23 protein-coding genes are annotated in these 24,329 nt (G+C 43.5%); 17 read left to right on the forward strand and 6 right to left on the reverse strand.

The window, feature by feature from the left end; translation table 11 throughout:
- Positions 1-88: 88 nt before the first annotated feature.
- From atwA to KRP56_02195, 16 genes are all read left to right on the forward strand, one after another.
- Positions 89-1,702 carry a methyl coenzyme M reductase system, component A2 gene (gene atwA / locus KRP56_02120; GenBank protein ID UAL08065.1) on the forward strand — a complete coding sequence of 538 codons (1,614 nt, stop codon included), beginning with the start codon at positions 89-91 and terminating at the stop codon, positions 1,700-1,702.
- A complete protein-coding gene (gene mcrC, locus KRP56_02125) occupies positions 1,699-2,316 on the forward strand; it encodes a methyl-coenzyme M reductase I operon protein C (GenBank protein UAL08066.1) in 618 nt (205 codons plus the stop codon). The genes atwA and mcrC overlap by 4 nt, the downstream gene beginning before the upstream one ends.
- Positions 2,317-2,318: 2 nt before the next feature.
- Positions 2,319-3,830, forward strand: coding sequence for a methanogenesis marker 3 protein (locus KRP56_02130; GenBank protein ID UAL08431.1), 1,512 nt, complete (start codon positions 2,319-2,321; stop codon positions 3,828-3,830).
- Positions 3,827-4,249 carry a methanogenesis marker protein 6 gene (locus KRP56_02135; GenBank protein ID UAL08067.1) on the forward strand — a complete coding sequence of 141 codons (423 nt, stop codon included), beginning with the start codon at positions 3,827-3,829 and terminating at the stop codon, positions 4,247-4,249. The genes KRP56_02130 and KRP56_02135 overlap by 4 nt, the downstream gene beginning before the upstream one ends.
- Positions 4,246-4,680, forward strand: coding sequence for a methanogenesis marker 5 protein (locus tag KRP56_02140; GenBank protein UAL08068.1), 435 nt, complete (start codon positions 4,246-4,248; stop codon positions 4,678-4,680). The genes KRP56_02135 and KRP56_02140 overlap by 4 nt, the downstream gene beginning before the upstream one ends.
- Positions 4,677-5,900, forward strand: coding sequence for a methanogenesis marker 15 protein (locus KRP56_02145; GenBank protein UAL08069.1), 1,224 nt, complete (start codon positions 4,677-4,679; stop codon positions 5,898-5,900). The genes KRP56_02140 and KRP56_02145 overlap by 4 nt, the downstream gene beginning before the upstream one ends.
- Before the next feature lie 9 nt (positions 5,901-5,909).
- On the forward strand, positions 5,910-6,470 hold the full coding sequence (locus KRP56_02150) for a methanogenesis marker 17 protein (GenBank protein UAL08070.1): 561 nt from the start codon (positions 5,910-5,912) through the stop codon (positions 6,468-6,470).
- Positions 6,470-7,399, forward strand: a complete 930-nt coding sequence (locus tag KRP56_02155) for a methanogenesis marker 7 protein (GenBank protein UAL08071.1) — start codon at positions 6,470-6,472, stop codon at positions 7,397-7,399. The genes KRP56_02150 and KRP56_02155 overlap by 1 nt, the downstream gene beginning before the upstream one ends.
- Entirely contained in the window at positions 7,396-7,803 is a 408-nt protein-coding gene (locus KRP56_02160) for a GIY-YIG nuclease family protein (protein UAL08072.1), read from the forward strand. Before KRP56_02155 ends, KRP56_02160 begins: the two co-directional genes overlap by 4 nt.
- Positions 7,804-8,172: 369 nt before the next feature.
- The gene (locus tag KRP56_02165; protein UAL08073.1) at positions 8,173-8,697 is read left to right on the forward strand and encodes a hypothetical protein; all 525 of its coding nucleotides are present in this window, start codon (positions 8,173-8,175) and stop codon (positions 8,695-8,697) included.
- Between the two features lie 9 nt (positions 8,698-8,706).
- The gene (locus KRP56_02170; protein UAL08074.1) at positions 8,707-8,928 is read left to right on the forward strand and encodes a helix-turn-helix transcriptional regulator; all 222 of its coding nucleotides are present in this window, start codon (positions 8,707-8,709) and stop codon (positions 8,926-8,928) included.
- A gap of 130 nt (positions 8,929-9,058) precedes the next feature.
- Positions 9,059-11,779, forward strand: coding sequence for an FAD-binding oxidoreductase (locus tag KRP56_02175; protein UAL08075.1), 2,721 nt, complete (start codon positions 9,059-9,061; stop codon positions 11,777-11,779).
- 194 nt (positions 11,780-11,973) lie between these two features.
- Positions 11,974-13,053 (forward strand): ABC transporter substrate-binding protein, encoded by a 1,080-nt coding sequence (locus KRP56_02180; GenBank protein UAL08076.1) that lies wholly within the window; start codon positions 11,974-11,976, stop codon positions 13,051-13,053.
- A 236-nt stretch (positions 13,054-13,289) separates the two neighbouring features.
- The gene (locus KRP56_02185) at positions 13,290-14,222 is read left to right on the forward strand and encodes an iron ABC transporter permease (protein UAL08432.1); all 933 of its coding nucleotides are present in this window, start codon (positions 13,290-13,292) and stop codon (positions 14,220-14,222) included.
- Positions 14,222-14,974, forward strand: coding sequence for an ABC transporter ATP-binding protein (locus KRP56_02190; GenBank protein ID UAL08077.1), 753 nt, complete (start codon positions 14,222-14,224; stop codon positions 14,972-14,974). The genes KRP56_02185 and KRP56_02190 overlap by 1 nt, the downstream gene beginning before the upstream one ends.
- A gap of 9 nt (positions 14,975-14,983) precedes the next feature.
- Positions 14,984-15,595: a class I SAM-dependent methyltransferase gene (locus KRP56_02195; protein UAL08078.1), complete on the forward strand. Its 612-nt coding sequence runs from the start codon at positions 14,984-14,986 to the stop codon at positions 15,593-15,595.
- Between the two features lie 168 nt (positions 15,596-15,763).
- On the opposite strand, the gene KRP56_02200 is transcribed toward KRP56_02195, so the two are convergent.
- Both KRP56_02200 and KRP56_02205 read right to left on the reverse strand, forming a co-directional pair.
- Positions 15,764-16,255, reverse strand: a complete 492-nt coding sequence (locus tag KRP56_02200) for a hypothetical protein (GenBank protein ID UAL08079.1) — start codon at positions 16,253-16,255, stop codon at positions 15,764-15,766.
- 4 nt (positions 16,256-16,259) lie between these two features.
- A complete protein-coding gene (locus KRP56_02205) occupies positions 16,260-17,807 on the reverse strand; it encodes an MFS transporter (GenBank protein UAL08080.1) in 1,548 nt (515 codons plus the stop codon).
- Positions 17,808-18,130: 323 nt separating this feature from the next.
- Between KRP56_02205 and KRP56_02210 the strand changes: the two genes are divergently transcribed.
- On the forward strand, positions 18,131-20,050 hold the full coding sequence (locus KRP56_02210) for a GAF domain-containing protein (protein ID UAL08081.1): 1,920 nt from the start codon (positions 18,131-18,133) through the stop codon (positions 20,048-20,050).
- Between the two features lie 2 nt (positions 20,051-20,052).
- Here the strand turns inward: KRP56_02210 and KRP56_02215 are convergent, their stop codons facing one another.
- The 4 genes from KRP56_02215 to KRP56_02230 form a co-directional block, all read right to left on the reverse strand.
- Entirely contained in the window at positions 20,053-22,071 is a 2,019-nt protein-coding gene (locus tag KRP56_02215) for a hydantoinase/oxoprolinase family protein (protein UAL08082.1), read from the reverse strand.
- Positions 22,040-22,354, reverse strand: coding sequence for a hypothetical protein (locus KRP56_02220; GenBank protein UAL08083.1), 315 nt, complete (start codon positions 22,352-22,354; stop codon positions 22,040-22,042). Before KRP56_02220 ends, KRP56_02215 begins: the two co-directional genes overlap by 32 nt.
- Before the next feature lie 168 nt (positions 22,355-22,522).
- Entirely contained in the window at positions 22,523-23,611 is a 1,089-nt protein-coding gene (locus KRP56_02225) for a uroporphyrinogen decarboxylase family protein (protein ID UAL08084.1), read from the reverse strand.
- On the reverse strand, positions 23,608-24,249 hold the full coding sequence (locus tag KRP56_02230; protein ID UAL08085.1) for a cobalamin-dependent protein: 642 nt from the start codon (positions 24,247-24,249) through the stop codon (positions 23,608-23,610). The genes KRP56_02225 and KRP56_02230 overlap by 4 nt, the downstream gene beginning before the upstream one ends.
- Between the last annotated feature and the right edge of the window lie 80 nt (positions 24,250-24,329).

Genomic DNA, 24,329 nt, shown 5'->3' on the forward strand with positions numbered 1-24,329 from the left:
ACTGATTTTATGGTATTTAACCACCGTTAAGTAGATTTTTAATAGCGATTCCTACTGTTTTATATCTTAGTAAAGGCTCACACGCACCATGGCAAAGACGGTCGATCTTCTGGTAATCGAGAACGTAACGAAAAAATTCGACGGCAGAACTGTCCTTAACAATGTCAGTGCGAAAATAACTACAAGCTCCATTCTCGGCCTTATCGGAAAAAGTGCGGCTGGAAAGAGTGTTTTGATCTATATGCTCAGAGGCAGTGAGGAATATAGGCCCGATTCAGGACGTGTTCTCTACAACGTCAATGTATGTTCGAAATGCGGTAATGTCGATCTTCCGTATCCTGGTGTAAAATGCACAAGATGCGGATGTGATACCAAGACTCAAATGGTGGACTATTGGACCCTCAAAGAATTCGATCCACTCAGACAGGAGATAAGGGGACGCATATCAATCATGCTTCAGAGGACATTCTCTTTATTTGGTGACAGAACCGTCGTTGAGAATGTGCTTGAAGCGATTCCTGAGAACAGTCCAAAACGTGTGGAGAGGGCGATCGAATTATTGGAATTCGTCAATATGACACATAGGACGACCCACATTGCAAGAGACCTTTCTGGAGGGGAGAAACAGAGGGTCGTAATGGCGAGACAGCTTGCCAAAGACCCGTTGTTCTTCCTTGCCGATGAACCCACCGGTACTCTTGACCCGAATACGGCAAAATTGGTACACAAGAGACTTGTGGAATATGTCAAGGACAAAGGGATATGCATGGTATTCACATCTCACTGGCCAGAGGCCATCGAGGAAATGGCGGATTATGCGATATGGCTTGATTCCGGTAATGTGGTCGGAGAAGGCAAACCAAGGGCCATATGCGAGAAATTCATGGAGGAGTACCATTTCGAGAAAGGCGAGTCACATGAGGTCGGAGAGCCGATCATCGAATTGAAGGATGCTGAGAAGCATTTCTTCTCCGTGATCAGAGGAGTGGTCAAGGCCGTTGATGGTATAACATTCGATATCAAGGAGGATGAGGTGTTCGCCATAATCGGAACATCTGGAGCTGGGAAGACGACAACCTCCAGGATGATCGCAGGGATGTCCACGGCAACGAAAGGCTCTGTAAAGGTCAGAGTGGGAGAAGATTGGGTCAACATGTCCGAGGAAGGATATGCTGGGAAAGGAAGGGCCACACCATACATCGGTGTACTTCACCAAGAATATACCCTGTACCCTTTCGATACGATACTTCAGAATCTTTCCACATGCATCGGTATGAAAATGCCTGCAGAACTTGCAAAGATGAAAGCCATACAGGTACTTTTGAGTGTTGGATTCCCGAAGAAGGATGTGGAGAAGATATTGTACGCATATCCTGACACCCTGAGTGTGGGCGAATGTCAGAGGATAGCTTTTGCTCAGGTCCTGATAAAGGAGCCCCGTATAGTGATATTGGACGAACCGACAGGGACCATGGACCCGATCACGAAGACGATAATTGCCAAGTCTGTGCTGAAAGCAAGAGAGACATTGGGTGAGACATTCGTCGTGGTAAGTCACGATATGGACTTTATTTTGAACTGTTGTGACCGTGTAGCCTTCATGAAAAACGGAAAGGTCGCAGCCATCGGAAAGCCAGAGGATATAATCAAGCAGTTCGATATGGATGAGGAACTGAGTGAGCCGGAAGGTGAAACCGAGTGAAGCAACAGATTGGAAGGCATCTAAGTTTTGTTGAATGTAGGGAGTCCATGGGACTCGGTGTAGGTGGAGGTCTGGCGCAGAGAGCGACCATTTCAGAAAGCGGTCGTGATGTCGTGGTCATAGCCATGGGTCCTGGGAGAAGGCACATAACCAAACCGGTATGTGAGATAACCTATGCGCTCAGGGAAGAGGGGATCGACACGAGCGTATTGGTCGTCAATGCTGGATCAGGCGTACCAGCCGATGCTCCAGATGTTACTACTGGAACAAATTTTGGGTTGGACCCCATCGAGGTGGAAAGGATACAGCAGTACAAGCTCGCATTGATACACCTTGGAAATGTCCGCCTTCACATAGTATACAAGGCAAGATTGATACTCAGGAATGTCAACATACCTGCAGTCATCGTATCTCAGTGTCCAGTCGATTACGAGGATTTTGCTGCGATAGGCGTCAAAACATCCGTGGTTATGCCTTCTGATGAGAATATCAACACAAAAGGAGAGATAGTTGACATCGTCACCGGGGTTATCAGGGGAGTAACATGCCCCCAGGATAAGCTGGATGAGGTGGTTTCAAAGATACAGGCGCATCTGCCGAATAAGGGGGCATGACATTGAAGGTCATAGTCAACGGAAAAGAGAAGAATTTGAAATCCGGGGCTAAGTTAAAGGATGCCATATCAAAGGAACCTTATGTGAAGGATTCGTTGATCTCCATTCATCTTTCGACAGATAAACTCGTTAAAGATACCAACGATTTCGAACTTGTGATGTCGTCTGGCGTGATGGTACTGCATTTGGATGATAGCGATGACGCCAAACTTTGGAAGTCGATAACAAACAAGATAATAGGGGTCACATCGAGATGGGTGACCAATGAGATAGTGGCGTTCGGGTCCTTTCCAACCGACATAGTTACAGATAGAACGGAGAGAAAGTACGAACCCTTCGAATGTTTCTTTTCTCTGGGCGGATTCGATAATCAAACCACATACATCATGATAGCAAGGAAGGATCATTACAGATCCTACGGGGCAGGTACAGGAAGGATCGGCAAGATCACTGTTGGAAGACATCTTCTGGGCTTGTTGAAGGAAGGAGAGGAGATAAAGGAGATACGTCCACTGATGTCTGAGACCAGTAGTGAGAATGTAGTGATCACCAAGGACCTTGAATATCCATTAGAGGAGAATAACAGGATAGAGACATGTGTCAATGTTGTTCTGGATCAACACTCGCATGCATCATCTGAGCAAATACTCATAATAGGTTCCAAAGGTTACATCAATGTAAGTGAAAGCACCGGAAGTTTTCTTGGATGCAGGGACGACATGGACGTTCAGATCCCGGATGAGAAGCATCAGATAAGGGAAAGAGGGACGGTCGCTGTCAGGACATCAGGGAACGGAGAAGGGCATGTTCTATTCTACAGAGAGACTAGACAGATCACACAGGCCCATAACTATGCAGGGCATGTCGATAGAGGTCTGGCATTGATAATGCGTGCCGGAAAGGATGAGAAAGTATCGATCACCACCGAGCCTGCACGTGTATTGTCCGTCGGGATGACCCAGGCAAAGGGGGAAGAATTCCTTTCACAATTCAATATCAAACAGAAAAGGACAGGCGATCTGTCCGATGAAGCCATCATAGCAGAACAGAAACCAGAGATGACCATGGAGGCTCTAGAGAAAGGAGAGGTGGAGACCTTTGCGGTTCCAAGGGATAAGGTCTTTAAGATCTCGATCAACGATGGCGATCCCCTAACTTCTCATTATTTCAGAAAAGTGACAGGCCTGAGTCATAAGTCCGTGGGTCTGTTGAAGGTGCAGTTTACTTTCCCAGGTATGCCGATGGTGACATTCTATGGTGATGAGGTAAGGGCCATGAGCCTTTATCCTCAGGACCCCTTCAAGAAATGCAAGAAAGGAGACATAGGTGTGACCAATCAGTCCAGACCGCATCATGGTCTCATGGGCATAAGGCTTCAGGACAGCAAGGAGTATGGGCCGTCCGGAGAGGAGCCGTACGGAACAAACATGATCGGCAGATTCCTTGACGATGTCAAGAAATTAGAGGAACTCGACGAAGAGGATACCATATACGTAACGGAGGAGAAGATATGAGCGAAGAAAGGGAGACCAGACTTTTCATGATCTCTCCTGATTCCATGCTTACACCTGACCAATTGGTCCGTATGGTGCATGCCATGGGCATGGAGGCCACGGTAAAGGAGACCTGTTATGGTTGTCTTGTCGAGGGTCCAAGCAAGCTAGTGAGAGAGATCCTGGCCGCGGTCAGGGAGAAATATCCATATGAGGTATTCTCCAAGGTAAGGGCGTACCCCTGCGGAGATCCGAGAAGATGTCGTGCACAGCACGGTACGAGGCCCGGATTTGCGCAGTTGGAGGCTGAATGGGCGGCATTACCGTTGATAGAGCACGGACTAAAGTGTTCTGATGAAGGTAAAAAATACAAGGCCCATGAAGAAGAGAAACAACTTCCATTAGATGATTTTAAGAAGATATGCGAGGCGAGCAGATGAAGGTATTCATAGATCCCCCCAACAGCATGATATTATACGACTTGGTGGAGAGGTTCGGACATGAGCCTTTGTCCGCTATGGCGGCCATCCAGAACAAGATAGACAACATAGAGGTCGATATGCCGCCTATGAATGTGACCCTCGACGACGTGATCAGGGGTCTAAAGTACGCAGGAGTGGAGGTGCCTTCCGGAATAAGGGGCAGGTTGGCCATGTGGGGCCCGTTGATAGAGCAGGCGGATGCTGCGGTCATAATGATCGATGCACCGTTCAGTTTCGGTTGTGTTGGATGTGAACGTTCCAATGAGATGGTCAAATATCTTATCAAAAGACGTGGGATTCCCACAGTGACGGTCTACTACCCCAAGAATGAAGAGGAAGCAGAGACGGTCGTAGGGCAGGTAAAGGAGTTTTTGGAGGGATTGAAATGACCATAAAGATCGCGCAACTTTCATGCGGAACAGAATATAGTAGCGTTCAGTACGAGATCGATAAGGCAGCACGTTCAGTTGGTGCGAAGGTCGTCTATCCTGATGTATCATTTGAGGACATAAACGAGGCCGTTAAGAGGTTTGGATTCAATCCAAGATCGCCTCAGTTGAAGCTCATGATAGCAAGAGCGATCAAACTGGCTGATAAGAAATACGATGCTGATGCCGTTTTCATAACATCATGTTTCAGATGTGCTGAGGCCGCATTAGTAAGGAACGAATTGAGAAGATTCATACAGGAGAACACGAACCTGCCAGTGGTCACATATTCTTTCACAGAGAGACTCAAGGCAGCTCAGTTGCTTACGAGGATGGAGGCACTGGTGACGATCGTTACAAAGAAAGACCTTCTCGCGAGAGAGAGACAGACGGGACTTACCGCAGGCCTAGATTCTGGATCCAGTACCACCAAGGCCGTGATAATGCAGAATAACAAGATCATCGGGAAGGATTGGACAAGCACAGGGGATGTGGTCAAGTCAGCACAACAGGTGCTTGAGAACGCCATGAAGGAAGCAGGAGTTGAATTCAAACAGATAGAGGCCCTGGGTACAACCGGGTACGGTCGTTTCAATCTTGGAAAATTCTATAATGCCAAGTTGGTCCAAGAAGAGCTTACGGTCAATTCCAAGGGCGCTGTGTGGCTTGCAGACAGGCAACGCGGGGAAGCAACGATACTCGATATCGGAGGAATGGACAACAAGGCCATCACCGTAAGGAACGGTGTTCCCGATAACTTCACAATGGGAGGCATATGTGCCGGTGCATCTGGAAGATTCTTAGAGATGACGGCCAAGAGACTCAAGATAGAGATAGAGGAACTCGGGAAGCTTGCAGACAAGGGAGATTGGAGAAATGCGAAGATGAACTCCTATTGTTCCGTCTTTGGTATCCAGGACCTTGTTACAGGATTGGGAGAGGGAAAATCCTTTGAGGATGTCGCGGCGGCTGCATGTCATTCTGTTGCTGAGCAGGTCTATGAACAGCAGCTTCAGGAGATCGACGTCAGGCATCCAATAATACAGGTCGGCGGCACATCTTTGATATCAGGGCTTGTCAAGGCCGTTGGAGAGGTATTGGGAGAGCGTCCGATAGTTCCACCGAATTCACAATACATCGGAGCTGTCGGAGGTGCCCTGCTGAGCTCAGGGCTCCTGTGAGGGGAATAAATGGACATTGAAGTAGAAAGTACTGAACAGTATGGGATAGATTCATACAAAGCCCTATTCGAAGAGATAATGTCAGATATAGGTAAGGCCGCGTTGATCGATAAGGCAAAGTTGGTCTTGGATCCTCACCGTCCGCTTTTCATATTCTCGATAAGGCTCAGGTCAGAGCCTGCAAGCAAGAAGATAGGGGATGTGGCCAATATAAGGTCGGAGGGAAATAATGTGCACATCACAACCACCGATGAGAGGTATGCACCAGACATCCTCAGTCAGCTTTGGAAGGTCTATGGTAGGGGAGCCGTTGTACAGCAGACGCGTTTCGACATGGATGTCAAGGGAGCGAAGGGGGACGTCATCAGTTCCATGATCATAGCCTCAGGTGAAGAATCGATGAAAGAGATCGTCGGGTCCCTCTGGAGGACAATGCCAGAAGGGATAAAGAACAGGCACACGTACATAGATGGTCCTGTAGTGACCGTAGTGGCCACTGAAGAGATACTCCTGAAAGATATGTTGGAGGACGGTCTCAAGGTCCACAAGGAAATGAGAGGTGTTGTCTGATGTTCAAGGTCATAATGTATGACGGTGGAGTATACCGCTCGGATGAGCTTTATGAGATGATAGAGGATGTGGGAGGTGTCGTAATTCAGAAGACCAAAAGTGCCCAGATGCTTACTGTCATAATGTCCATACCGGAGGAAGATTCCGCTATGATCGAGGCGTTATGCATCGACATCGGTGGTGTGGTCAAGCCAGTTCCGCTCGCCGGTACGGAGATAGCGGTTGTGGGCCCTACACTGGGACGTCATCATATGCCGCATCCAATATGCGACATCGCCGAGGAACTCAGGAGATATGGGGCTATCACCGTTGTCATGGGTCTTGCAAGAGGAAGAGGTAAGGCAACTGCTCAGATTAGTCTCGAGGAGAGACTGATAATAGAGGAGTACGACGCCGCTGTATTTTCTCTTGGTAATTTCAAAGAGTGCATTGAAGCAAAGAAGGATCTCTTCAAGGATGTGAGGATACCTGTAGTGTTGGTATCTGGTCCTCAGACGGAAGGTTTGGAGGGATACTGTGATGCAATGGTATCCGGTGTTGGAAGAAAGGCATCCAGGATGAGGACTGCATCTGAAAGGGCGAAATTGGACGAGATAGCGGATCGCGTCGAGGATGTTCTGAAGCAAAAGAAGAAGCTAATGGAGGAGGATCCCCTATTCGTAAATCCCGGAGAGATAAAAGTGCTTCTTGAAGATTATGAGCCGATCAATATGTGTCTGAGGCCTGCACCGATAGTTCTGCACATGGACGGCCTCAGATTAAAGGTCTCATATGAGGAACATGCAAAGATAATAGGGGAGATGGAAGTCTACGGCCGTAAACTATCAGATGTATGTAAAATCACACCGTCAAAGATCGATGATAGTAGCATAATCATGCGCATCAAGACCCTCTCAGAGATCGAATACGAGGACTCTAGGAAGAAATGATACGAAAAGGAACATATGTTCTATTCGTGGTCCTTTCGAGAGAGATCGAAGTGGATATCGGTTCTCTGGGTCTTTGTCATTTTGATCCTGGGACATATTGTTATGTAGGTAGTGCCATGGGGGGTATCGATCAGAGAGTGAGAAGGCATCTCTCGGATAATAAGAAGATACGCTGGCATATTGATAGACTGACCTTAATATCAGATCATAAGGAGGCGTATGAATCATATCCAGATTTTGTTCCCGAATGTGAATTGGCGTACATCGCAGAAAGGTGTGGTGCCATGCCAGCAATCAAAGGGTTCGGATGTTCAGATTGTTCTTGCATGACACATCTTTTCATGGTCACAGACGAGGTCAAAGATCGGTTGATCCTTGAAGCGGGTCTAGTTCCTTTCAAATGAATTTTATTCATCAAGAGGATATTTAAGGAAAATGGGTCGTTGAAATTCTGTCCGTATTTGTTATATCGTAAAAGATGTTCCTCCAATAATCCGAAGAAAATGGTAACTCTGTCGGGTACTGAGGTGAGAAAAGTTCCCTCTCTACTATCCGGGTAGCCCCGTCCCGAACCAGTGATTCACATGTCCACGCCTGCGAAGTACACTTTCCTCTAATATGCGGCGAGTGGCGTACATTAATTGGCTACAAAATACAACAATTAGTGTGAGAATCAAAAACGGGGCTTACAAATTCAAAGTACTGGACTTTTCTTTGATAACAGATATATTTTCAATCGTTAGAGATTTAATGTCAGAGGATAATCGTGTATCATGGATGAGATGGAAAAAGAACGAAATCTAAAAAAATTAGGCGAAATAAGCCATTACGCGTCAATAGCTATTTGGTTAGTATTGATCGTTTCGTTGATATCCATAGTCGTTTCTTTAGCGATAATCACCATGATCGCTATGAATTATCCTCCGATGATGGAGATGATAATGCATATGAGGACCACTAAAGAGAATGCACTTTACAATTACTCGTCCACAGCAATAATAAGCGCGGTCTCATTCATCATGATGTTGTTCATGATCCGTTTTTTCGAAAACATAAGGGCGTCTTACACACCCTTCACGTTGGAGAATGCCAAGATTCTCAAGGATTCGTCAATAGTTATGTTGTTATCAGCAGGCTTGATGCCCATAACATTTGTTATTCTTGCCTCTTTGTTGAAACAAAAATACGAGATAAATATCGAATTGTTACTTTTCGTATTGGCACTGATCGTTTACTGCATATCATTAGTGTTCCGTTACGGTGCTTTACTGCAAAAGGAATCCGATGAAACTCTCTGAGGTGTAAAAATGGCGATCATCTTGAGATTGGACAGAGTGATGGCAGATAGAAAGATGTCACTCAACGAACTTGCCCAGAGAGTGGGCATATCTAATGTCAATCTTTCGAATATAAAGACCGGAAAGATATGCGCCATAAGATTTTCTACGCTTGACGGGATCTGTAGGGTATTGGATTGTCAGCCCGGGGACATTCTAGAATATTGTGATGAAGATGACGATTCGAAATGATCGTCTTTTTATGTTGTGGATATCAAACGTCCAGGTATGATTTTCCAAGTCACAACGCTTATAACATATCAGTCAATACCCTTCCTTATTATAATAGGTCACACTTTAAATTAAAAGTGGAGGACTCAATATGAATTGTGGGGACAACCAGACCAAAAAATTGACGGCCGATGCCGTAGAAGAGCTCCAGATCGCATTCGCTGGTAAGACCAAAGTGTGCGAGTCCGGAAACAAAGTAAAAGCAGCCATTTGCATCCAACCCTCGACCGTTGAAGAGGTCAAGGAGATCATTACATACGCTAAGAAGAACAACTATTCGGTTACTTCCAGCAACAAATCAGTATGGACCATTGATGCTCAGAAGACAGAATGTGGTGGCATCTTTGTGTGCCTACGTTCCTTTGAGAAGATAGGTGATGTAGACCCCGTTGCCATGTCAGTAAGGGTAGGGGCCAGTGCAAAGTGGAAGGATGTTCTGGAAAAAGTCTCGAAGGCAGGTTTCACAGTCGGTTCCCGTCCTACAGATCTTGACAAGAGCGTAGGTTCATGGGTAGTGACAAATGGTGTCGGGGTAGGATCTTACAAATATGGATCTGCCAAGGACAACGTACTAAGTGTACAGGCCGTCACGGCTGAGTCACTTATCGTCGAGACAGGGTACGATAATATCGGATACTACATGTCCGGTTATAATCTCACCCAGCTCTTTTCAGGTTCTGAAGGAACCCTTGGAATTGTGACAGAGGTCACATTGAGACTCGCACCTGCAGGGGTCACAAAGATCGTTGCGTACAAGTTTGCAAACACCGTCTTAATGAATGAGGCAATTCAGAAATTAGTACATCATCCAAGCGTGAAACCATATGATATTTCGTTCTGCAGCGAGAACACGGCGCTGCTTCTTGCTCTTCAGGGAGCACAAGAATTCGTAGATCTTGAGGAAATAGAACTGGATGCAATATTCGCAGGTTCTGCAAAATTGGAGTCTTCCGAGGCTGACAAATATTGGACAATAAGATCCAACCATAAGATACACGGTGAACATGTTATAATTCCAGCCAAGAATTGGGAAAAACTTGTAAATGTGATAAGCGGAAAATATCACGGATCCATACCAGATCGCAGTTCTGCAGTGTTCACGACAGGTTCCGATGGAGCCGAGGCAGTTGCGGAGAAGGCGAACGAACTTGGCGGAAGGAAGATAACCGGCGCCTCTTTCGAATGGACGCCGTATTGTCTCAAAGGCGAAGCAGATAAGGACCTTGACAGAACGGTAACGCCTGAAATAATAGCAGCATTGAAGGATATCGTAGGCGAAGCGAACGTAGCGACAGAGGGAATGGAACTAATGCTTTACAGCAAGGACATGGCCCCCCTTCCCAAAATGGCGGGTTTTGCGTTCAATAACATTCCAGATGCTGTTGTGAGGCCTTCTACGGTAGATGAGATCTCTAAGGTCGTAGCACTTGCGTACAAGCACGGCATACCTGTGATCCCAAGGGGCAATTCGTCGTGGGGTCTTGGCGGATGTCAGCCAACATGTCGCGGAATAGTCATCGATATGTCATCCAAATTCAACAAGGTCCTTAAGATGGACACAGAGGGGATGGCAGTCAAGGTCGGTTGCGGATGCACATGGAAATCATTGTTGGATGAGTGCATGAAGAAAGGTTACATCATCGGATCGTATCCATCATCCTTCCCTTCTGCAACGTTAGGAGCCTGGCTCGCTACGAACGGAATGGGTATCGGATCATACAAATATGGGGCTGCCAAGGACAATGTTCTCAATATGCAGGTGGTCTTAAGCGATGGGACGATCCTTCAGACCGGAGACGATAATGTCGGTGCATACTACAAAGGATACAACCTTAACCAGATATTCTCAGGTTGCGAAGGGACGCTCGCGGTCTTCGCAACAGTGACCTTTAGGCTTCACCCGATGGGAAAGATCAGGCCTTTGGCATACGAGTTCGATCAGTTGGCGCAGGCCAACGGAGTGATCCAAAAGATCGTCAATCATCCAAGTATCAGGCCGTTGCATGTTGCATGGTCCGATTCCCTTCACTTTGCTAACCAGAGGAAGGCAGGTTTCCCGGCACCAGATGTGAAGAATCTGCTTCTTGTGACACTTCAGGGAGATGAGAAGTTCATCGCTTTGGAAGAGAAGGTCATAGATGAGATTGTCGTAGAGGACGGACTTGGAAAGAAGATAACCGATGAACATATTCCTGCACACGAGTGGGAAGAGAGATGCTATGAGTTCAGGGCCAGGAAGGTCGGTGTCGGAGAGATACCCGCTGAAGTCATAGTTCCAGCACATGAATGGGGAGCTTTCGTCGGTGCGTGTTACAAAGGTTTCGAGGAGATGAAGATGGAAGCGGGAGGTGTGATCGGCGTAATGGTCGACCGCAACACTACGCTTTTCATGCCTTACTATTTCAAGGACGATGAAGGAATGCTCGGAATGACGGCATTCGGATTCAACTTCTATCTGGGAGATGTTGCTTCCAAATATGGCGGAAGGACGACCGGATTCGGTATATTCTTCGCGTGGAACCTCGATAATGTCCATGATTCCGATACAGTGGAGTACATGAGGGATCTTAAGACGATCATGGATCCTCACGATGTTGTCAATCCAGGTCATGTAGTTTGCGGAAAGACGAGATTCGGGGTCAACATGAGCAAGCAGCTTATGGGACTCGGAAGCGGAATGATGCAACTTATCAAGAAGATGCTTCCTGCCAACACAACATTCGCGGACAACAATAAAAGATTCAGGTACATCGAGCTCGAAGAGCGTAAAGAGCGCGACAGATTCCACAAGCTCGGTGACGGTTCACAGTAATTAAATTTTCCAAACTTTTTCAATTTATTTTTCATGATATTTTTGATATTTGCACGGGGTGCCGTCGATATTTTGCAATTATTATCAAAGATATCTTTATCTGAATTTCATATTAACACTACTTATTTATTCGTGTTATTTATTACGTTACCTAGATCAGTATTGTGTTAAATGATTGATCTTGAGGCATTTGAATGAACAATAAACAACTATATGCAATAGTAATCGTGCTTGTAGTGGTGATCGCTGGTGCAGGGGTTGCCGTTCTAGTAATGAAGGATGACAATAACAACGGAGGTTCGGTGACCGTGACCGATAGTCTTGGCAGGGAAGTAACTGTTGAAGATACAGATTCAATATTCTGCATAGGTGCGTGTTCGCTTAGGCTGGTATCGTATTTTGATGCTGTTGATGACGTATGTGCTATGGAAACCGAAGGAACCTTTAATTGGAGTACCGGTCAGACATATTATGTGGTCTATCAGGACTTCTTCGAGTCTCTTCCTGAGAGTGGGACTGACGCTGAAAGTGTCGCTGTGCTCAATCCGTCTGTTGTGATAACATCAACATTAGCTGATGTTTCAGCTGCGGATACTTTCCAAGACAAATGCGGATGCCCCGTATATGTCATAAATGCTGATGTTGAATTTGATGCTGATTATTTCTATGAGCAGATAACCTCGTTGGGAGATTTGTTTGGCGAGAAGGCGAGAGCAACTGAATTGAACAGCGGTATCAAAGCAATGATCTCTTCAATAGAGTCAGCCGTATCAACATCTTCGTCCACAGCATATGCATGTGGAATGTTCTATTACGGTGGGTCTTCTCTGTTAAAGGCATCAGGTAACTATCTGCCATTCGACTATTCTGATGTTACTAATGTAATGCCCGGATCCTCCAACAAACAACCCTACACCATAACCCTTGAGACCCTGTGCAGTTATGATCCAGATTATATTTTCATAGATGATGTTAATATCGAATCTGTACTTTCAACAATAAGAACTGATATTACTGACAATACAGGTCTCGAAGACGTAAGTGCAATCGAGAATGATAAGATATATTCTACTATGATCTACAAATATTATGGAACTAACTGGGACAATCAACTTATCAATTCGTATTTCATTGCGGTCTTAATGGATTCTGACAGTACATGGACATTTGAAGACATGGCGAATAATGTTCTTGAGTTGTTTTACGGAGACGATGCTGTAACTTATGAAGCTCTTGCTGAGATTCAGGGTGGTTGCGCAAAAGTAGTACTTTGAGAGTGCTTTAAACATTTTTCAAATTTTTTAATAGGGAGAGGTTGCCGATTACAGACAAAGCAAATGATACTGAACATGAGAAGTCCCAGTTCTCCGATATATATTCCTACGAAGGTACTGATATAGGGCCATCATCAGTTAAATATCAAGGATACGTCAAAAGGAAGCGCTTGGTAATTGGGGTCAGTATAGTGATACTGTTGATATGTATCATTTTGGCTGCTTGCAACGGTCCTATGAACATACCTATTTTAGAGGTCATAAAGGACATATTCACATTCAATACATCTGGTGATGGACGTATCGTATGGAACATAAGAATGGTCAGGATATTTGCCGCTATACTTGCTGGTGCCGGACTCGCAATATCTGGAGTGGTCATGCAATGTATCCTTCGTAATCCCTTGGCCTCCCCTTACACATTAGGACTGTCTAGTGCCGCGGCTTTCGGTGCATCCTTCGCGATAATATTTGTAGGTGCTGGCACAAGCATAACTTCAGCAGTGTCCATTACTAATCCATATGTAACGGTGCTTTGTGCCTTCATAGCGTCAATGATAGCAACGGTAATGATATTGGTGTTGACAAAGGTAACCCATGTAAGTGCTGAGACAATGGTGTTGGCAGGTGTTGCCATCAGTGCAATATTCTCTGCAGGTCTTTCATTCATGCAGTATATCGCCACGGATTCACAACTTGGAAACATAATCACCTGGATGTTTGGGGACCTTGGTAAGGCGACGTGGAGTTACAATACTCTGATATTGTTCGTTCTGACCCCAGTTGTTCTATACTTTTTCTATAAGAGATGGGACTATAATGCCATGGAATCTGGGGAAGAGAGCGCAAAGGGATTAGGTATACATACCGAAAGGGAAAGGATAATCGGACTTGTATTAGCTTCCCTTTTGTGTGCGACCATCGTATCTTTCTTTGGCATTATTGCGTTCATAGGTCTTTTGGCGCCGCACATAGCAAGGATGCTTATCGGTAGTGACCATAGATATCTGATACCCTTATCAATAGTGATAGGTGCAATAATAATAGTGGTCTCAGATGCCGTAGGTCAGATCATACTTTATCCAAAAGTTCTGCCTGTGGGTATAATAACCTCGATGTTGGGTGGACCTATGTTCATATATCTGTTGGTCAGGAGGTATAGGCGCTAATGTTCTTCAAGGTGGACGGGATGGAATTTTCGTATAAGAGTGAGAAAGTTTTGGAAGATATCTCATTCGAGATCGAACGTAAAGAGATGGTTGCATTGCTTGGACCGAACGGCGTTGGAAAGACAACTTTGATGAAATGTATCAATCGGATATTGAAGCCGTCCTGCGGGTCAGTTCTATTGGAAGGTTTGGATCTTACCGATACGGATAGACGTACAATATCAAGGAATGTTGGTTATGTCTCTCAGAGAGGCGAAACATCAAGACTTACTGTATTCGATTCGATACTTCTTGGAAGAAGACCTCATATTGAATGGGATGCGACTGAAAAGGACATATCCATAACCAGCAGAGTGATACATTTGATGGAACTCGATCATTTATCTCTAAAATATGTGGACGAGATCAGTGGCGGGGAGTATCAATTGGTACAGATCGCACGTGCAATAGTTCAACAGCCACGTGTGATATTATTGGATGAACCGACGAGCAATCTTGATCTTTCCAATCAGCATATGATAATGCACATGGTGTCAAATCTAGTCTCATGTAATGACATGGCCGCGGTCATGACGATACACGATCTCAATCTAGCGATAAGACATTCTGATAAATTCATTTTAATGAAAGATGGACGTATATTCGCTGCTGGTGATAAAGGAATAATCACGCCCGAGAATATCAAGAGAGTTTACAATATTGATGCTTACGTAGATGAGATACGGGGGTATCCGAGGGTAATGCCTATTTGAGGGATCATTATGGAAAAGATGAATACAAATCCAAAACAAAGGGAATTTTTCAATGAACATGCAGCTCATTGGGACAACATATCAATACATGATATTCAGAAGGTCAGGCGCATAGTTTCATTGTTAGAGTTGTCTGGAAATGAAAGAATACTCGATATTGGTACTGGGACCGGGATAATGATACCATTCTATGAAGAAAATCTGAGATCAGGTTCGATACTGGCAATAGATTATTCAGAGAATATGATAAAGCAGGCTATGATGAAATATCCTGAGACCATACACAATATGGTCAGATACAAGGTTGTCGACATATATGATATGGAAATGGACGAAAAATTTGATGATATTGTTTGTTATTCATGTTTTCCTCATTTTCCGTATCAGGAAAGGGCAATACGAATATTGGCGAGTTATCTTGAAAAGGATGGTAAATTGATGATTGCCCATTCTTCTTCTAAGAAGCATATAAATGAAGTACACAGATCGGGAGGGGAGGTCATTTCCAATGATTTCCTTCCGAAGATCGAAGATCTAAGAGATATGATCATAAACGCTGGTTTAAAACCAATATTCGAACAAGATGATGAGGATTTCTATATCATTATTGGAAAATTTTGAGGCATACGAGTCGTTTTGTAGAGTAGTAAATTCAAGGTGATAATATATGAAATGTGGGGCATTTCGCTTACATCTTCATTTTATGAATGTTTTTACATATTTTATTGGCCCCATCATTAATTGAGTTTTTTTAATGATGAGGTCAAATATGTTTTTGTTGGTTGAAGATCATGTTTGATTTAATGTGTCTCTTAAATATTCCAATGTTTTCGTATATTCACCATTTCTGTCGACATTTTGACACATTGTATTGATAGTATGAATGAAGCTTTCGATCTCTTCGTCAGATATTCCTTTAAAAAATGTCTCTATCACAGAATCAATATCTTTTTTCAAATATTCTGTTATCTCTTTTCCACTTTCGGTAAGGAACAAATCGTATTTCCTTGAAGTTTTTGAAGTTCTATTATCATAAACATAACCTTTCTCCTCAAGACATCTTATTGCACGTGTAGTATTCGCCTTATTAAAAAAAAGACCGTCGGAGAGTTCCTTCAAGGTGCACCCTCCGGCGTCTAATGCTAAAAGATATCTTACATGTATCTCTGAGATCTCATAGAGTTCCTTGGTCATTACATGTCTTTTTTGAATTTCTTTTTCCATGATTCTTGTGACCACAGGCATGAATAATTTCCAATACTCTTTGACATCTTTATCCATATAATCACTTCTCTAACAACTCGCCTTCTTCTGGTGTGAGTTCAATTTCACGATTCTTTTTAGCATTTATGAATAATCCGACAAACACCAACAACAGCATTATTATTCCACCAATCAAAAATGCAAAATCTACACTGTTGGCAAAGGCTGTAAGCACGCCATCATATGCATCTTTTCCATATTGCTGTAGTATCTGTGACAGATAATTCAGGACTCCCGTATCATGAGGAATATTGTTGTATACCTCAGGAGACAAATTGGTTGCCAATTCAGAAGAGATCTTCTGTGTTATCAGCATTGAGAATACCGCTGTACCAGATGTTGCACCGACTGAACGCATCAGATTTACTGATGATGTGGTCATTCCCATTTCATTTGGTTTTGCACGGTTCTGTGCAACTACCATGACAATGGACATCATACAGCCCAATCCCAGTCCTAATAGGAATAAGCAAAAGACCATCCCCATCACATCCCCTCCATACTTGAGGCTCGACATCATCCAAAAAGAAATGAATGTCAATATGGGGCCAATAATCAACCATGGTCTGTATCCTGTACGAGATAGCAGATTTCCGCTCGCAATTGATGTGATCACCATACCGGCGACTAGTGCTATACTTACCTCTCCTGCTTCAAGTGTTGTGAGTCCATATACATAGATCATAAACATGGATGAATAGGTCATTGCGCCCATCATTCCTAGACCGAATATAAGCATGAATATGCCACAAGCAAGCAAAGTACGGTCTTTGAAGATGTGCGGTGCAAGAACCGGATCATCAGCTTTCTTTTCAATTCTAATGAATAGAAGCAAAAGGATTATTGCTACCATTATCATTAGGAATGATTCTATGCTGACCCATTGTACCTCATCGCCTCCCCATTCAAAGAAGAGCAGAAGAACAATCAAGAAGCTGGATAGTACTGCCATTCCCGTGTAATCGACCTTGTGAAGTGAATCGACCTCTGCTTTTGGGAATTTCTTAATTGTAAGAGCTAAAGCTATGATCGCGAGTGGGACATTGATATAGAATACCCAGCGCCAATCCATGTATTCTGTTATGTATCCTCCTAGAAGAGGGCCGATAGCACTTCCGAGTCCAAATATTGCACCCAGAACTCCTTGCATCTTGCCTCTTTTTTCTGGAGGGTAAAAATCTCCGACTGCAGCCATTGCAACAGGAATCAGAGCACCTCCGCCGAATCCTTGTATAGCACGGAATATGATCAGCTGTTCCATCGATGTTGACATTCCAGAAAGTATGGAACCTCCGATGAATAGACCCAATCCCATTAAGAATATGGGTTTTCTTCCATAATGGTCGGACATTTTTCCGCTAATGGGGATCATTATTGTTTCACACAGCATATACGCTGTGATCATCCAAGCATAAAGTTCAGTACCGTTAAGATTTGCTGCAATAACTGGTCCGCATGTACTTACAATAGTTCCATCCAAACAAGCAATCAACATTGCTAAGGCTAATCCCAACATGGTAATGTTACGTATCTTTGGATCGATAGAGTTCCATGTTGTTTTGTTTTCCATTTCAATCCTTCCTCTTATTGTCCGGAATAATCCCATTAAATGGGACCTTTGATTCTGGTTTCAACAACATCGGTCAATGTGAGTTCATATAAAAATATATTGACGACTCAACTTAATCTTGATTTTACTTATCATCTAATTAAAGATTGTTATGAGTTGGGTACTTTAACAAATAAGAAGAGTATGAAAATATTCGATTAAAAACAGTTGCTTGCAGTTATTCTTGTAAATTATTTCCGTTCTTTCACTATTTGATACATGATTTTTAAGTTTGCCAGTTATAAAAATAATTTATGATTTGCGATTGTATTTTTAATTCATACATGATACCATACGGTATGTACGGAGTGTTGTTGATCTCGTCAGATGAGGTCCTGTTACAACAGGCTCGGAGATTCATCACGAATATCAACGATAGTATGGATGTACACATTTTAAGCGATCCTGCTGGTCTGAATGCTATTTTGAAATCCGAATTGCATTTGGATGTTATCGTATGCGATCATGATCCACCTAATGTCAATGCCATTTCGATTTTCAATGAAATGAGTCGTATGAACGATCTTCGCCCCTTCATTATCATGACAAAAAAGGCTGACGGTAATGTGGCCATTAAGGCATTTGAATTGAAAATGGATTATTATGTCAGTCGTGAAAATGTAATGAATTTCTACATGGATCTATCGTCAAAGATCATTCTGTGTGCGGAAAAGGTCAAAATAGAGGCATATAGGCAGCTTAGCGAGAGAAGAATGAATGCTTTGCTTTCGATGGCTACAATGCACGATAAGGAATTCGGTGAGATACTCAATTATGCTTTGGAATCCAGTGTCAAATTGACCAACAGTACGATCGGTTACATTGCAATGTATGAAGAGGATACCAAGAAACTCAAGATGGGTTCCTGGTCATTGGGTGGACCTGAGAAATGTAAGATGAAGAATAGGCAGATTACATACGATTTTGATTCTACGGGTGTTTGGGGAGAGCCAATACGTCAAAAAAAGGCAATAATCATTAATGATTATTCCAGTGACCCCAGATGTCATGAGAACGAATTGCCAGCGGGTCATGTAGAATTGAAAAGATTGTTAATGATACCCATATTCCATAATGGGCAGATCCTTGCTACAGCAGGTGTTGGAAACAAGTCTTTGGAATACACTGAAGACGATACCATACAATTCACTCTTTTTATGGAGGGTCTAATTTCCATCTATCACGAAAGAATGCTGGAAGAAGAAAATGTAAGAAGTGAACGTAATCTAAGGGAAGTCATGCTCAACGCACCCGTAGGCATAATGATCGTTGATAATGACCTCTCAATTTTAGAGAATAACGAATATGCAAGGTCACTTTTGACATCTCATTCTTTGTGTCTGTCCAAGGAGCCATTGAAGGCTTTTTCTAACGATCTTTCACGTATGATCTCATCTGATATAGACGAAGTACGTGAGTCAGGGGAGCCAAGGGAATTTCGGCATTCTGTAGACAATAATGGCGTAGATGTGGTTTTTAAGATCAATGTAGCTAAAACAGTTGGAAAAAAGGATGAGATCACAGGGTTCATAATAATAATTGACGATATAACTGAAATCGCTCATGCTGATAAGGTGTTGCGTCAGACAATGGAAAGGATAAATGTTCTAGATTCTTTGATGAATGAGGATATAAGGAAATCATTGAAAGATCTAAGATTCGATGCAGATGGTATTTCAAATTCTTTAGAAAAAGAGAGCATATTGGACAGTATAGGAGCTTTGGATAATATCATGAAGTTCGTCCAGGAATACCACGATGTAGGTCTTGTCGATCCACAATGGCAAAGTTTGGACGACATAATAGACATTGCAGTCAAATCCAATCATCTAGAACCAAATTTTATGGATCGTAATGTAAAAGGTGCAAAGATACTTGCCGATCCAGCATTTTATAATGTTTTTTCCAATCTTGTGATGTATTCTTTGATACAGGGTGTTCGTGTCACCAAATGCTCAATAAAATGTAGGATCGACAATGGAAGTCTGGTCATAGTTTATTCGGATGATGGTGTCGGCATACCATATGATCAGAAAGCATCATTTGTTTCCGGAGCCTCCATGGAGTACGGGAGGGGAGCATATCTGGCGTTCAATATTCTGAGAGCCTCAGGATTCCGTTCTAAAGAAGTGGGAGTTCCAGGTAGAGGAATGATAATCGAGATAACAGTGCCATCATCCAATTATTCAATCAATTGGGAATGATCTCAGATCATCTGTTGAGGTTTTCCTGTAGCCGTTACAGATATGAGTATGTCGAGTATTGTCTTGGTCCCCTCGATATCATATGTTCTTTCTTTGACATCAAAAGATACATCTGTGGAGTAGGCACCGGCCTGTTTTGCCGTGGTATCGGCAAATTTTCCACCTTCTATCCTTGCGTATTCCATTCCTTTTTGTATCGTATCGAAATTCATTTTTCCGAGTTTTGAAAATACGGTACAAGGTCCGGAATAATCAGAACATGTGCCCTCTGGTTCGATCAGGATATCGATCGATTCTACGATGCATCCAGATATTGCACCAATCGCATTTCCCACCATCGAGTCGTGAGGTTCAATGAATCTCGTATTCAGTCTTTTTGCCACATTAGGAAGCCAAGCGCACACTGGTGCACCTATTCCGATTATTGGTTTGTTCAGTGTGATGGTGCAATCATAATCCCGTCCAGGGTTTCCAGTGATGACCTTATTGATAATGCTCTCGCAAATGTCACAGGATTTGGAATTGGAAGTTTCATCGAATATGACCTTCATAAGGATTTCACGAGTTATCTTCTCATAAACCATGGTCCTTATTTTCTTAATGAACTCTTCTTTAGTGGTTCCCGTCCTCCTGCACATATATTCCATTCCTAATTCGGAAGCTTTGGCGTTATATTGTACATAACTTCCTTCAGCATGGAGGATATCTGTCGGTGTCAAACCGATCCTTTGTATCAGACCGTGTTCTTCCATTTTGGTTATATTGAAATTCAGGGGATGTACATTTAAGATCGAAGCTGCCCGGTTCAAAGTAAGCGGACGCTGTTTGATCAGACCAAGGAATTCACGATCTATCTGTGAAAGTATCTCGGTCGAAAGTGGTTTCGATCCTGTAAAAAATTCTATGTTCGAAATGACATTTCTGTCATCAAAGGCTCTGTGATTGGTCACTGGTTGTTTGATCGTCTCTTCAAGATCACCGATTATCTCTGGATGTTCATATGCTGCTATGCAGAGAGGTACAACACGTTGTGGTTTAAGGCAGACCTCATTCCCATTAAGGAAGATGCGGCTGTCCCCTCCAATACCAGATGTAGAGATCTCGGCTGCAAGGACATGGGTCCTATGACCGCCGATGGTAGCTCCACAAGAATTGATGCTGGGAAAACCATTCCTAAGTATGCCTATATCGGTCGTTGTACCGCCCATATCCACAACCACTGCATCTTTGATCCCGGTAAGCACCTTTGCACCGGTAAGGCTTGCAGCAGGACCGCACAGTATGGTCTCGACCGGGCGTTCCTCTGCCATTTTAACGTTCATGATGGAACCGTCTCCTTTCACGATCATTATCGGTGCGTGTATCTCGTGGCTGTCCATCACTTTGCTTACAGATCCAATGAGGTCTTTTATTACGGGTATCAGCCTTGCATTCATTATTGCGGTCACGGTCCTTTCATTGAATCCAAGGCTGGACGATAACTGATATCCGCAAACTATGGGTTTGTCAATGGTCATCTTGACCAGTTTTTCAACGTCAATCTCGTGTTCAGGATTTCTGACGCTCATATAGCCTGTTATCGCAATACAATCGATCTTGTCCTTTACATTATTTAGAAATCTTTTTATCGAATCTATATCAAGTTCTTCTGTTATTTCGCCGTTCAGATCGTGACGTCCGCTGACTTTGATATATTCGTCCACTCTGACCGAATTGTTGTATTCTCTTCCGATACATATCAGGCCGACTCTGCATCCTTTTCCTTCGACCACCGAATTTGTTGCAAGAGTGGATGATAAAGAAACGATTGAGATGTTAGATAGCAACTCTTGATCGAAATTTTTAATTGCATTCTCGATCCCTATGACAAGGTTCTCTTTTGTTGTGAGTGCCTTTGCCTTTTGAAGAACCGTGCCGTTTTTCATATCGAGGATCACGGCATCTGTGTACGTTCCTCCAGTGTCGAATCCTAGACCAATATACATTAGATCACCTGTTGTATGTGCGTATGCCGAGGCCATCGTAGTGTTGGTTCACAACTTCACAAATGTGATTTGCGATCATTTTTTGTTGTTCTTTTCCGTGTATCTCTGGTGTTTCGTTTATGAAAAATTCGTTATCGCATTTCGAGCATCTGACCTTAGGGCACCCTTTCACAGATTCAGAGCATCCTTGACATGCGAAAGTACGTGCATATACAAGGGAGAATCTAAAACCACATTTTGGGCATTCGAATTTTCTAATAGATGCTGTGGTTTCATAAGAGAACCCTCTACTTCTCATCGATTCATAGAAGCCGTTCATTTGATCATCCTTTATATTTATCTAGTTTGGAGGAAGACGGACCTCTATGCTGCAAGAGGAAGACCATTTTGTAACGGTCGCACTTCGGTCCGTCTATGGTAAAAAGTTTAGCGTTATTTTAGAAGGGTCATTACTCCTTCCTTGTAAATTGTTTATTTTAAGTGGTTTTTAATTATCCATTCTGCCGTATTTTTTCGTTGTTTCGACCATTGCGGAGATATTCTCCAATTTGCATGAGATATCTGGTGGCACTTCGCACCCAGATGCAATGCAATATGTGGAATTCAGTCCGCGCTTGCACAAAGCGGTCTTGACCTCATGGCATAGGTCCCTCGTAGCATTGGTCACTTGTTCTACGGTTCCTCTGATGAAGAGCTGTGGATCAAGCTGCCCTGCGACAAGACATTTGTCGGCATATCCGTCTTCGATCACTTTTGTCGGAGACGGGGACCCCTCGATAAGTGGATAGTAGGCCATCGAGTAGATCGAAGGCTTGTATTCTTTTATCTGGGTGTTTAGGTGTGGAAGATCGGCGCAGTTATGTATTGCCATAGCCATTCCGTTTTTTAGGACCAATTTGTTCAGTTTCTCAGCGTATTTTGCTTCGAATTCCTTGTATTCTTGGTCTCCTAGAACCGAATAGTTTCCCCAAAGGTAATCCCACATCAATGCTTTTATTTCTGTATGTCCAAGGGCCTCGACGATCTGCGAATCGTATTCGGTCATGGTTTTTAGGGCTTTATGGACCGGAGCAGGGTCAGTGAACATATCCATGAACAGTCTTTCTGCTCCAACGGTCTGTGATAATGCAAGTAGAGGTCCTTCTACAAATGCGGAGGTTATTACCTTCCCATTCAATCCACTTGCCATCAGTTTTGTACCTTTTATCAGAACGTCAGTTCTACCTTTTTTAATGTCAGGTACCTTAAGATTCTCATAATCTTCAGGTCCATTGTTTACATGTTTATCTACGAATGGAGTATTTTGTTCGTCCATTCTTACATGTGCACCCAGGTCTCCTGCCATGACCGAAAGATCCATCAATCCGACCGCAAAGTCTAATCCGAATCTTTTTTGTCCTTCTACGAAGGCCTGTGCAAACAGCTTAGGATCACTACACCATTCGCGGTAGGTCAGTTTTCCATCACCTATGAGCTTTCTGCAGACACCGCATGCGATGGGGTAGACAGTGAGTCTGTCAACCTTCTCATTGTTGATTGCAGCAGTTGCTCTTTCAACTGGTGTCATTTCTTTCATCTGAATTCCTCCTTGAGCCAGTTAACGCAATTCTGTGCATTTGCATCCCTATGGTCTGCCCCAATATCTTTTGCAAATCCAGGAGATGTTGGTGGACCGCCAATAGTTACGATCACTTTAGAGCGGTAACCCGTTTCTTTCAGCACATCGATTGTTTTTTTCATATTCTCCATTGTTGGTGTCATGAGGGTGCTGAGGCACAGACAGTTTATTCCGTCGTTCTCCGCTTTCTTCACAATTTCTTCAGGAGAAATGTCCTTTCCATAGTCAATCACAATGTATCCGCCTGCGGTGAGCATTGTTCTTACTATGTTCTTTCCGATGTCATGCACGTCGCCTTCAACGACTGCGGCTGCACATTTTTTTGCATTTTCAAGTTTGGATTTTGGGATTGCAGGTAGAAGGATGTCCAATCCTGCGTACATGCAACGTGCAGAGACCAATACCTGTGGGAGATAGACCTTATGTTCCGCATAGTTCTCTCCAACAACACTCATTCCCTTTACAAGGCCCTCGTTAATTGCTTCTATAGGGTCCATTCCGGTACTGAGTGCTTCTTGTGCGGCACTTTTTGCAACCTCGATCTTGTAATTTATAACCGAGTCGCTTAATTTTTTCAGTATTTCCTCCTTCGACATTTTATCACTCCGATTCTTGCCTTGCAAAGCTTATAGTTTAAATTCCCTCCATCTATATTTATATTGATTACATGGTTGGA

The sequence above is a fragment of the Candidatus Methanogranum gryphiswaldense genome, assembly GCA_019262145.1.
GTDB classification, from domain to species: domain Archaea; phylum Thermoplasmatota; class Thermoplasmata; order Methanomassiliicoccales; family Methanomethylophilaceae; genus Methanogranum; species Methanogranum gryphiswaldense.

Coding starts and splice junctions, on each gene's coding strand:
- KRP56_02135 (UAL08067.1), top strand. CDS start 3,827: ATGAGCGAAGAAAGGGAGACCAGACTTTTCATGATCTCTCCTGATTCC.
- KRP56_02170 (UAL08074.1), top strand. CDS start 8,707: ATGGCGATCATCTTGAGATTGGACAGAGTGATGGCAGATAGAAAGATG.
- KRP56_02165 (UAL08073.1), top strand. CDS start 8,173: ATGGATGAGATGGAAAAAGAACGAAATCTAAAAAAATTAGGCGAAATA.
- KRP56_02215 (UAL08082.1), bottom strand. CDS start 22,071: ATGGCCTCGGCATACGCACATACAACAGGTGATCTAATGTATATTGGT.
- KRP56_02195 (UAL08078.1), top strand. CDS start 14,984: ATGGAAAAGATGAATACAAATCCAAAACAAAGGGAATTTTTCAATGAA.
- KRP56_02200 (UAL08079.1), bottom strand. CDS start 16,255: ATGGATAAAGATGTCAAAGAGTATTGGAAATTATTCATGCCTGTGGTC.
- KRP56_02140 (UAL08068.1), top strand. CDS start 4,246: ATGAAGGTATTCATAGATCCCCCCAACAGCATGATATTATACGACTTG.
- KRP56_02210 (UAL08081.1), top strand. CDS start 18,131: ATGATACCATACGGTATGTACGGAGTGTTGTTGATCTCGTCAGATGAG.
- atwA (UAL08065.1), top strand. CDS start 89: ATGGCAAAGACGGTCGATCTTCTGGTAATCGAGAACGTAACGAAAAAA.
- KRP56_02225 (UAL08084.1), bottom strand. CDS start 23,611: ATGAAAGAAATGACACCAGTTGAAAGAGCAACTGCTGCAATCAACAAT.
- KRP56_02145 (UAL08069.1), top strand. CDS start 4,677: ATGACCATAAAGATCGCGCAACTTTCATGCGGAACAGAATATAGTAGC.
- KRP56_02150 (UAL08070.1), top strand. CDS start 5,910: ATGGACATTGAAGTAGAAAGTACTGAACAGTATGGGATAGATTCATAC.
- KRP56_02185 (UAL08432.1), top strand. CDS start 13,290: ATGAACATACCTATTTTAGAGGTCATAAAGGACATATTCACATTCAAT.
- KRP56_02155 (UAL08071.1), top strand. CDS start 6,470: ATGTTCAAGGTCATAATGTATGACGGTGGAGTATACCGCTCGGATGAG.
- KRP56_02205 (UAL08080.1), bottom strand. CDS start 17,807: ATGGAAAACAAAACAACATGGAACTCTATCGATCCAAAGATACGTAAC.
- KRP56_02180 (UAL08076.1), top strand. CDS start 11,974: ATGAACAATAAACAACTATATGCAATAGTAATCGTGCTTGTAGTGGTG.
- KRP56_02190 (UAL08077.1), top strand. CDS start 14,222: ATGTTCTTCAAGGTGGACGGGATGGAATTTTCGTATAAGAGTGAGAAA.
- KRP56_02175 (UAL08075.1), top strand. CDS start 9,059: ATGAATTGTGGGGACAACCAGACCAAAAAATTGACGGCCGATGCCGTA.
- KRP56_02160 (UAL08072.1), top strand. CDS start 7,396: ATGATACGAAAAGGAACATATGTTCTATTCGTGGTCCTTTCGAGAGAG.
- KRP56_02230 (UAL08085.1), bottom strand. CDS start 24,249: ATGTCGAAGGAGGAAATACTGAAAAAATTAAGCGACTCGGTTATAAAT.
- KRP56_02220 (UAL08083.1), bottom strand. CDS start 22,354: ATGAACGGCTTCTATGAATCGATGAGAAGTAGAGGGTTCTCTTATGAA.